General features: G+C 69.8%; 8 protein-coding genes. 3 read left to right on the forward strand and 5 right to left on the reverse strand.

All coding sequences use genetic code 11. The features are described from left to right. Positions 1–60: 60 nt before the first annotated feature. Positions 61–1503 carry an XRE family transcriptional regulator gene (locus FBY39_RS16285; protein ID WP_141933722.1) on the forward strand — a complete coding sequence of 481 codons (1443 nt, stop codon included), beginning with the start codon at positions 61–63 and terminating at the stop codon, positions 1501–1503. Positions 1504–1521: 18 nt separating this feature from the next. Here the strand turns inward: FBY39_RS16285 and FBY39_RS16290 are convergent, their stop codons facing one another. The 3 genes from FBY39_RS16290 to FBY39_RS16300 all read right to left on the reverse strand — a co-directional run bounded on the left by FBY39_RS16290 (position 1522) and on the right by FBY39_RS16300 (position 4778). After that, positions 1522–2601, reverse strand: coding sequence for a winged helix DNA-binding domain-containing protein (locus FBY39_RS16290; protein ID WP_141933724.1), 1080 nt, complete (start codon positions 2599–2601; stop codon positions 1522–1524). Positions 2602–2853: 252 nt separating this feature from the next. Beyond that, positions 2854–4323 (reverse strand): NAD-dependent succinate-semialdehyde dehydrogenase, encoded by a 1470-nt coding sequence (locus FBY39_RS16295; protein WP_141933726.1) that lies wholly within the window; start codon positions 4321–4323, stop codon positions 2854–2856. 158 nt (positions 4324–4481) lie between these two features. Continuing rightward, the gene (locus FBY39_RS16300; protein WP_141933728.1) at positions 4482–4778 is read right to left on the reverse strand and encodes a hypothetical protein; all 297 of its coding nucleotides are present in this window, start codon (positions 4776–4778) and stop codon (positions 4482–4484) included. A 183-nt stretch (positions 4779–4961) separates the two neighbouring features. On the opposite strand from FBY39_RS16300, the gene FBY39_RS16305 reads away from it, so the two are divergent. Continuing rightward, positions 4962–6611, forward strand: a complete 1650-nt coding sequence (locus tag FBY39_RS16305; protein ID WP_141933730.1) for a thiamine pyrophosphate-binding protein — start codon at positions 4962–4964, stop codon at positions 6609–6611. Between the two features lie 163 nt (positions 6612–6774). On the opposite strand, the gene FBY39_RS16310 is transcribed toward FBY39_RS16305, so the two are convergent. Further along, positions 6775–8655, reverse strand: a complete 1881-nt coding sequence (locus FBY39_RS16310) for an FAD-dependent monooxygenase (protein ID WP_141933732.1) — start codon at positions 8653–8655, stop codon at positions 6775–6777. A gap of 24 nt (positions 8656–8679) precedes the next feature. Continuing rightward, positions 8680–10065 carry an MFS transporter gene (locus FBY39_RS16315; protein ID WP_141933734.1) on the reverse strand — a complete coding sequence of 462 codons (1386 nt, stop codon included), beginning with the start codon at positions 10063–10065 and terminating at the stop codon, positions 8680–8682. Between the two features lie 119 nt (positions 10066–10184). Between FBY39_RS16315 and FBY39_RS16320 the strand changes: the two genes are divergently transcribed. Beyond that, the coding region (locus tag FBY39_RS16320; RefSeq protein WP_186336974.1) for a fumarylacetoacetate hydrolase family protein at positions 10185–10468 on the forward strand (284 nt) is incomplete at its 3' end.

The raw sequence follows: 10468 nt of genomic DNA on the forward strand, positions 1-10468 counted from the left end.
TGAGAGAATTTCTGGCATTCTGGATCGAAAGAATCGCAACTCTTTCGCTAGGATCAAGGAATGACCGCCACCTCGCTCGAGCTGTCGACCCTAGGTCACCGCATCCGTCACCAGCGTCAGTCCCGCGGACTCACCCTCGACGAACTCGGCGAGCGCGTCGGCATCGCGGGCAGCCAGCTGAGCCTCATCGAGAACGGCAAGCGCGAGCCGAAGCTCTCGATCCTGCAGGCCATCGCGGCGGCGACGGGAGTCGAGGTCACGAGCCTCCTCTCGACCGAACCCCCCAATCGCCGCGCGGCGCTCGAGATCGAACTGCAACGTGCCCAGTCGAGTCCCGTGTTCCGTCAGCTGGGGATCGCGCCCGTCAAGGTGACGAAGGGCATGTCCGACGAGACGATCGAGTCGATCCTCGGTCTCCATCGAGAGCTCCAGCGTCGCGAGCGGGAGGCGATCGCGACTCCCGAGGAGGCCCGGCGCGCCAACACCGAGCTGCGCCTCGCGATGCGCAAGGTCGACAACTACCTCCCCGACATCGAGAAGCTCGCCGAGAAGCAGCTCCGCGCCGCGGGGCACGTCTCGGGCGCCCTGACCCACCGTTCGGTGAGCATCATGGCTAAGCAGCTGGGGTTCGACCTCCTGTACGTCAACGACCTTCCGCATTCGGCGCGGTCGGTGACGGATCTCGAGCACGGCCGCATCTACCTTCCGCCGGCGTCGATCCCGGGAGGGCACGGGCTGCGATCGATGGCGCTCCAGGCGATGGCGCACCGTCTGCTCGGGCACCGTCCGCCGACCGACTACGCCGACTTCCTGCAGCAGCGTCTCGAGATCAACTACTTCGCCGCCTGCTGCCTCATGCCCGAGACCGCCTCCGTCGCCTTCCTCGCACAGGCGAAGAAGGACCGGAACCTCGCCGTCGAGGACTTCCGCGACGCATTCGGCGTCACGCACGAGGCCGCGGGGATGCGCATGACGAACCTCCTCACGCGCCACCTCGGTATCGCGCTGCACTTCCTGCGCGTCGACGGATCGGGCTCGATCTCACGCGTCTACGAGAACGACGATCTCCCCCTGCCGCAGGACGTCACGGGAGCCGTCGAGGGCCAGATCGTCTGTCGCCACTCGCTCGCGCGCGCCGCGTTCGGCGAGCAGAACCGCACGACCGAGCACTACCAGTACACGGACACCCCCGCGGGGACGTTCTGGTGTTCGACGCAGACAGGAACGACGGCGGAGGGCGAATTCTCCATCACCGTCGGCGTGGGCTTCGACGACGCGAGGTGGTTCCGCGGACGCGAGACGCAGAAGCGCGGTGTGTCCACCTGTCCCGACGAGGCATGCTGCCGACGCGCGTCGCCGGATGTCGCAGATCGCTGGTCGGGCAAGGCATGGCCGTCGGCCCGCGTGCACCGTCACATGTTCTCGCCGCTCCCCCGCGGCGACTTCCCCGGCGTCGACGACAGCGAGGTCTACGAATTCCTCGACCGGCACTCCCAGGTGTGACGAGCGGATGCCGCGGGGTCAGGCCGTGACGAAGCGCCGGTAGCGGTCGAGGGCCGCCGCGACCTCGGCGGGGGTCGCGGCATCCGGAGTGAACAGCTCGAGAAGCGGCTCATCGGTGTGGCGCCCGACCGCGAGCGAGTGCGACCAGACGCCGACGGCTTCACCGTGGGCGACGATGATCGGGCGGACGACGCCGTTCTTGCTGGGACCGATCGAGGCGAGGAACTCGGGCGCGCAGGCGGCCGTGCGATCGGCGTAGGAGAGGTAGTACTCCTCGAACGGCGGCAGGGCGAGCACGTCCGGCACGGCTGGAGAACGGCGAGGCGGAGGGGCTGCGGCGACGTAGAGCGGCTCGGGTTCGTTCTCGACGATGCGCAGGCGATCGGATGCCGCGTCGGCGGCGTCCCGCGAGAGGCCGAGCGGCAGGCCGGCCCACCACGCGAAGTCGCGCACGCCCGCTGGGCCATGCGAGGCGATGAAGCGCACGAAGAACTCCGCGAGGGGATCGGCCGGGGTCGCGGCGTCCTGGATCCACTCCTCGGCCAGGACGATGTACTGCTCCCGCGTCGGCCCGCCCGTGCGCGGCACGACAGGCCCTTGGCACACGACGCCACGGAGCGAGAGCTGCACGAGGAGGTGATACCCGCGCTGGCCCGCCGTCGCGGCACCCGCCGCGTCGAGGACGGCGAAGAGCTCCTTGCGGGCGAGGCGGTCGCCGCCACGGAGAGCAGCGCGCACGGCCCGCTCGGCGCGGACGATCTCGGCGTCGTCGATACCTTCGCGGCGGTGGACCGCCGCAGCCTGCCGCCGTTGACGCTCGCCCGTGACCGACAGCACCCACGCGAGGTCGCGACCGGGGATCGCATGGATGGTGCCGCGCATCGTCCACGAGCGCACGATCTCGCCGCGGTCGAAGGCGGCGTCGACATCGCGGATGCTCGGCTCACCGCGCGTGCGGACGGCGAGCGCCCACCGGCCGCCCCAGAACTCCTGCGCCTGCGTCGCGAGCATGTGCCACGCCGCCTCCGCAACGGCCGCCGCGGGCGCGGAGAGTCGGTGCGACCTCATGCGCAGCGCGCGGAGCTTCGCGGCATCCATGGGGCCCATCCTCCTCCCCCACCCGGACGGATCCTGTCCGCGTTGAACCGCGGCCCGGTTGCCGAGAAGACGCAGAACGCTGCCCTGGGACCGGATCCCCGACAGTTCGGGTCTTCTCGGCAGATCGGAGCACGACCTTCGAGCGCGGCCGACCCGCTCCCCGGCACCGCCAGGTCGCCGAGAAGACGCAGAACGTCGCCCCGGGGCCGGATTCCCGACAGTTCGGGTCTTCTCGGCGGATCGGGGCCAGGGTCAGAAGGGGTTGGGGGTCAGGGTGTACTTCGTCTGGAGGTACTCGTGGATGCCCTCGGCGCCGCCCTCGCGGCCGAGGCCGGACATCTTCCAGCCCCCGAACGGAGCGGCGGCGTTCGAGACGACACCGACGTTGAGGCCCATCATGCCGGTCTCGAGCCGCTCGATCATGCGCTGTCCCCGCGCGAGGCTCTCGGTGAAGACGTACGAGACGAGCCCGTACTCCGTGTCGTTCGCGAGCCGCACGGCGTCGTCCTCTGTGTCGAAGGGCACGATCGCGAGCACGGGGCCGAAGATCTCCTCGCGAAGGATGCTGCTGCCCGGCTGCACGTCCGTGATGACGGTCGGCTCGTAGAACGTGCCCTCACCCTCGACGCGCTCCCCGCCCGTCCGGAGCGTCGCACCCCGGCCGACGGCATCCCGCACGAGCTCTTCGGCCTTCGCGACCGCGCGATCGTCGATGAGGGGTCCGATCTGGACGCCCTCCTCCGTGCCGCGCCCGATCCGCATCGCCTGCACGCGCTCCGTGACGCGCGCCGCGAACTCGTCGGCGACGGAGCGATGCACGATGAAGCGGTTCGCCGCCGTGCAGGCCTGACCGATGTTGCGGAACTTCGCGAGCATCGCGCCGTCCACGGCCTTGTCGAGGTCGGCGTCGTCGAAGACGACGAACGGGGCGTTGCCGCCGAGCTCCATCGACGTACGCAGGACTCCCTGCGCCGCCTGCTCGAGGAGCCGCTGCCCGACTCCCGTCGAGCCCGTGAACGACAGCTTGCGCAGGCGCGGGTCGCGAATGATCGGCTCCGACACGGCGCCGGACGTCGAGGTCGTGAAGACGTTCACGACGCCCTTCGGGAGCCCCGCGTCCTCGAGCAGCTTCGCGAAGGCGAGCGTCGTGAGGGGCGTCAGTTCCGCGGGCTTGATGACGACGGTGCAGCCGGCCGCGAGCGCCGGCGCGATCTTGCGTGTGGCCATCGCGAGGGGGAAGTTCCAGGGGGTGATGAGGAAGCACGGGCCGACGGGATGCTGCGACACGATCATGCGTCCCGTGCCCTCGGGGTTCGCACCGTAGCGCCCCTGGATCCGCGCCGTCTCCTCGCTGAACCACCGGAGGAACTCGCCGCCGTACGCGACTTCGCCGCGCGCCTCGGCGAGGGGCTTCCCCATCTCGATCGTCATGAGCAGGGCGAAGTCCTCCTTGCGCTCCTGCAGCAGATCGAACGCGCGGCGCAGGATCTCCGCCCGCTCGCGCGGCGGTGTCGCCGCCCACGCGGGGAACGCGTCGACGGCAGCATCGAGAGCCGCCTTGCCGTCCTCGGGCGAGGCGTCGGCGATCGTCTTGACGACCTGGCCCGTCGCCGGATCGAACACGCGCAGGGTGCGATCGTCGGTCGCCGCCCGCCATTCGCCGCCGATGAACAGGCCATCGGGGACGGACTCCAGCAGGGCGGTTTCGCGGTTGTCGGTCACGGGGACTCCCTCGTCGTTCCGGATGCCGCACCCCGCGGCATCCTCGGATCGTATACGATCCTACGGTTCTGCCGTCCCATTCTGCCGTGCGGATACCTGCGCACTCCATGTACATGATGTACATCCGAGGGGCATTGCTCGCCTCTGAGGCGAGCCAATCAGAAGGACTGCACGAACCGGATGTTGTACTCGGCGACGCGCTGCGGGACGCCGTCGAAAGCGGCGGCCCGCTCGGGCGAGGCCATGTACGTCTTCTCGAGCGCGAGGAATGCGTCTTCGTCGCCGTCGGCGGTGACCGCCCACACGAACTCGTTTGTCTCGGGGATGCCGTAGGCGAACTCCACCGTGAAGCCCGCCTGCGGCCGCACGATCGGCATCGTGGACTGCCACCAGGCGACGAACGCGTCGTACTCCCCATCGACGAGCGTGTACCGGCGCAGCTGTGTCGTCTTCATGTCTCCATCATGCCGCCCGCGAGTGCAGCACCGGGCCCGACACCGTGCCTATACTCGGAACGTCAGGCGGCTTCTTCGGCCGCCCGGTGCCCGAAAAAGGGGCACGCAGCCGCTCCGGCAAGGAGCCGGGCGCGCGAGACACATACGGCATCCACTTCCGATCCGTCTCGCAGGAGCTTCGTCATGCCCACCGTCTCTGCGCACGTCGCCGTGACCCTCGCCCGCCACATCGACCACGTCTTCGGCGTCATGGGGAACGGCAATGCCTGGTTCCTCGACGCCATCGAACGCATCACTCCCGCGACCTTCACGGCCGTGCGTCACGAGGCGGGGGCCGTCGTCGCGGCCGATGCGTTCCACCGTGCGTCGGGACGCCTGGCCGCCGCGACCACCACGTACGGCGCGGGGTTCACCAACACGCTCACGGCTCTCGCGGAGGCCGTGCAGGCGCACGTGCCGCTCGTGCTCGTCGTGGGTGACGAGCCCACGTCGGGCCGCCGGCCGTGGGACGTCGACCAGATCGCGCTCGCATCGGCGGTCGGGGCGCGCACCTACACCGTCGGACGAGCGGATGCCGCGGCGACGACCGTCATCGCGATCGAGCACGCCCTGACGTACCGGGTTCCGACCGTCCTCGCGATCCCCTACGACGTCGCGACGCTCGACGCGGGCGAGGTGCCCGAGACGCTCGAGCCGCGCCTGCCCGCCGCCGTCCAGCCGACGCCGTTCGCCCGCGAGTCGATCTCCGAGCTCGCACGCGCCCTCGCGGCGGCGAAGCGCCCCCTCCTCCTCGCGGGCCGCGGTGCCTGGGTCGCGGGCGCGGGCGACGCGCTGGGCGCCCTCGCCGACGCGACCGGTGCCGTTACGGCGTCGACGGCCCTCGGGCGCGGGATCTTCCCCCGTGCGGAGTTCGACCTCGGCGTGACGGGCGGCTTCGGTGCCGAGGGGGCGATGGACCTCATCCGCGAGGCCGATGTCGCGGTCGTCTTCGGCGCCTCGCTCAATCAATTCACGATGCGCTTCGGCGCCCTCTTCGCACCCGGGACGCGGGTCGTGCAGGTCGACGTCGCCCCGACCGCGACCCACGCCCACGTCGGCGCCTACGTGCGCGGCGATGCGCGCGTCGTCGCCGAGCACCTCGTCGCCGACCTCGCGGCTCTCGGCGCAACGCCGTCGGGATGGCGCGAGACGGTCGCCCTCGACGAAGCCCGGGCGCTCGAGGCCGGCGACGGCGTGGCATCCGACGGCAGGCTCGACCCGCGAACGGTCGCGAGCCGCGTCGCGGAGCTGCTTCCCGAGGGCCGCGTCGTCGTGTCGGACGGTGGCCACTTCATCGGCTGGGCGAACATGTACTGGCCCGTCGCGTCGCCCGACCGGATGATGATGATCGGCACGGCGTACCAGTCGATCGGGCTCGGATTCCCGTCCGTCCCGGGCGCCGCGCTCGCTCGACCCGATTCGACCGTCGTCCTGACGACCGGCGACGGCGGCGGGCTCATGGCCCTCGCAGACCTCGAGTCCGCCGTGCGGGTCGCGCGCGGTCGCGGGCTCGCGGTCGTCTGGAACGACGGCGCGTACGCCGCCGAAGTGAACCTCTACGGACTCAAGGGCGTCGCGACGGGACCCATGATGATCCCGGAGGTGGACTTCGCGGGACTCGCCGACGCGGTCGGAGCCGAGGGCGTCGTCGTGCGCGAGCTCGCCGACCTCGACCGCCTCGGAACGTGGTCGGCGGAAAACCCCGACACCCGCCCGTACCTCCTGCTCGACATCCGCATCTCCCCTTCGGTCATCGCCCCGTACCAGCAGGAGATCATCCGCGTGAACTCCTGACGCGCAGCATCCCGCCACGCATCATCCCGCCACGCAGCATCCCGCCACGCAGCATCCCGACCGCCACCACGTCGAGACACCGCGATCTCGCCGAGCGACCCCGTAAATGGGCGCAAACAACGGGGTGGGTCGGCGAGAACCCGGGGTCTCGACGAAGGGGGGGTCAGGCGGGGGATGCCGGGAGGAGGTGCGCGGCGAAGAACGACGCCAGCTCCGACGTCGCCGTGAGCGGCAGGACCGCGGCGACGTACTGGTCGGGGCGCACCACGACCACGACGCCGTCGCGCGACAGCGACCGCTCCTCGAAGATGTCGGTCGTCGTCCAGGCGCTCGGGGCAGCGGCGAAGACCTTCTCCCAGTCCGTCAGCCCGAGTGGTCCGCTCGCGGGCCGGAAGATCGCGGGAACGGATGCCACGTCCACCTCGTCGTACCCCTGCTGGTAGACGACCTTGACGTCGAACACCGCGTCGATGTCGGCCTCCGCGGGCGTGTGTCGACGCACGGGCGACTCGTCCGACGACGAGAGCCACGTCGCCCACTCATCGAGGGCGGATCCCGTGGCATCCGCGAACGCGTAGATCCGCCACCGCCCGTCGGCCCGGGCATGGTGGCCGAGGTGCACGCGGTTGCCGTCGGCGACAAGCACGACCTCGGAGCTCTTGAACCGCTTCCCGACCGGGAAGCCCTCCGCGAGCGCCTGGTACTCGCCACCACCCACGATCGCCGACGGGCCGTACTGCGTCATGAACCCCGAGGGGAATTCCGCCGTCGCGAGGTAGTACGTCGCGAGATCCTGCGGGTCGGAGATCTCCTCGGGCTTCCGCGCCATGAGCGAGGACCACTCCTTGTCGAAGTCGATGAGCTGCTGCGCGACCGGCTTCCGTTCGGCCGTGTAGGTCTTGAGGAGCGACGCGGGACTCCGGCCGGTCAGGACCGAGCCGAGCTTCCACCCGAGGTTGAACCCGTCCTGCATGGAGACGTTCATCCCCTGCCCCGCCTTCGCGGAGTGGGTGTGGCACGCGTCGCCCGTCAGGAAGACGCGGGGATCGCGGTCGGACCCGTCTCCCGCGTCGTCGAAGCCATCGGTCACCCGGTGGCCGACCTCGTAGACGCTGTGCCACGCGACCTCCTTCACATCCAAGGAGTACGGATGCAGGATGTCGTTCGCCTTCGCGATGATCGCCTCGATCGGCGTCTGGCGGACCCGGTGATCGTCGTCGGCGGCGACCTCTCCGAGATCGACGTAGATGCGCGAGAGGTAGCCGCCTTCACGCGGAATGTGGAGGATGTTCCCCGCCGTCGAATTGATGGCGCACTTCGTCCGCCAGTCGGGGAAGTCGGTGTTGACGAGGACGTCCATGACCCCCCACGCGTGGAGTGACACGCCGCCCACGTGCACGCGGCCGATCGCCTCGCGCACGCCGCTGCGGGCACCGTCGCATCCGACGACGTAGGCGGCCCGGATCGTCCGCTCTTCGCCGGCACGCGCTCCGAGGGCATGGCGCACCCGCACGTCGACGCCGTCGTCCTCCACCGTGAGACCGAGGAACTCGACGCCGTAGTCGGGCACGATACGGCCGGGCCCGTCGGCGGCGGCTTCGGCGAAGTAGTCGAGCACGCGTGCCTGATTGACGATGAGGTGCGGGAACTCGCTGATGTTGAGCGCGTAGTCCTCCGTGCGGGTCGTCCGGATGATGTTGCGCGGATTCTCCGGGTCGGGCCCCCAGAAGTTCATATACGCGATGTTGTAGGCCTCCGCGACGATCCGCTCGGCGAACCCGAAGGCCTGGAACGTCTCGACGCTGCGCGGCTGGATGCCGTCGGCCTGACCGAGCGGCAACCGTCCCTCGCGACGCTCGATGATGCGCGTCGTGAGCTCGGGGTACTGCGACAGCTGCGCGGCCAGCAGCATCCCCGCGGGGCCCGAGCCCACGATGAGCACGTCGACGACGTCGGGGAGCTCCGTCGGGCGGTCGACGCCCGTGCCCGCGGCGGGCTGCACGCGAGGGTCCCTCGAGACGTACCCGTGGTGATGGAACTGCATGAGACCTCCCGGTCGGAATCGACGTTACGCCTGGGCGCGGCCGTAGATGGGGCTCGCGGACTGCTCCTCCTCGTGGTCCGGACCGAGGGGGATGCCCGAGCGATCGCGGAGCAGGAGCGACCCGACGAGGCCGAGGGCGACCATCCCCGCGAGGTACCACGTGACAGCCATCGTCCCGCCCGTCGCCTGCACGAGCGCCTGCGCGATGGTCGGAGCAAAGGCACCGCCGAGGATCGCGCCGATCGCATACGAGATCGATACTCCGGAGAAGCGGATGGATGCCGGGAACAGCTCCGTGTACAGCGCCGCCTGAGGTCCGTACGTGAAACCGAGGCCGACCGTGAGGATGATGAGCCCGAGTGCGAGGAGCATGACGTTGCCCGTGTTGACGAGCGGGAAGACGGCGAAGACGCCGACGAAGAGCGCGATCCAGCCGATGATGTAGGTCGTCCGGCGGCCGATCAGATCGGAGAGCCAGCCCGCGATCCACGTGAAGACGAGCCACGTGACGGCGGAAAGGGTCACGGCTCCCAGGACATCGGCGGTCGTCAGTCCGACAGGGCCCGCGGGGTCGGTCGCGTAACGCTGGATGTATCCACCCGTCGTCATGTAGCCGACGGCGTTGTTGCCCGCGAAGACGAGCGCCGCGAGCAGCACGAGGAGTGCGTGGCGCTTGAAGAGCTGGACGATCGGCATCCGTGTCTGCTGCTTGCGCTCGGCGAGCTCGACGAAGACGGGGCTCTCCTCGACGCGGCGACGGATGTAGTAACCGACGAGGATCAGCACGAACGAGAGGAGGAACGGAACGCGCCAGCCCCACTCGAGGAACGCCTCGCCGGGGGCGATGACCGCCATGAGGCCCATGATGCCCGACGCGAGGAGCAGGCCGAGCGGAACACCGATCTGGGGCGAGGCGCCGAAGAGCCCGCGCTTTCCCTTCGGTGCGTGCTCGACCGCCATGAGGACCGCCCCGCCCCACTCGCCACCGGCCGAGATGCCCTGCAGGATGCGCAGGACGATGAGGAGGATGGGCGCGGCGATGCCGATCGCGGCGTATGTCGGGAGGAGACCCACGAGCGTCGTCGCAACGCCCATGAGGATGAGTGTGAGCATCAGCACGAGGCGGCGTCCGTACTTGTCGCCCAGGTGGCCCGCGAGGAATGCGCCGAGCGGGCGGAAGAGGAAGCTGATGCCGACCGTGATGAACGCGAGGATCTGAGCGAAGCCCGTGCCTGCCGGTTCGAAGAAGAGCGTCGCGAAGACGAGGGCGGCCGCCTGCGCGTAGATGAAGAAGTCGTACCACTCGACCGTCGTGCCGACGACGGTCGCGAAGACGACGCGGCGGCGATCCTTGTGGGTTGCGATGGTTCCCGTAGGGGTGAATCCCACGGGGGACTGCGGTGCGCTCATGAGGTGACTCCTTCGTCGTCCGACATCTCTGTGCGGTTCTCGGGCGGCTCCAGGGGATGCTTGCCCGATGCCGACCGATCATATACGATTTCGGATACGACGCAAGAGCGAGGGGGCTCATGAACGACTCGACCACGGTGGATCCGCGTTTCGCGGGGCTGCCCGGCCGTCCCGGCAAGATCATCGCGATCCACCTGAGTTACGCCTCACGTGCCGATCAGCGGGGGCGCAGGCCGCAGCATCCGTCCTACTTCCTGAAGCCCTCGAGCTCCGTCGCCGCGACGGACGGTACGGTCGAGCGCCCAGCCGGCACCGAGCTGCTCGCCTTCGAGGGCGAGATCGCGCTCGTGATCGGCGCCACCGCTCGCCGCGTCGACGAGGCCGACGCGTGGCGCACGTCGCG

This window comes from Microbacterium sp. SLBN-146 (assembly GCF_006715145.1).
In the GTDB taxonomy this organism is placed as follows: Bacteria; Actinomycetota; Actinomycetes; order Actinomycetales; family Microbacteriaceae; genus Microbacterium.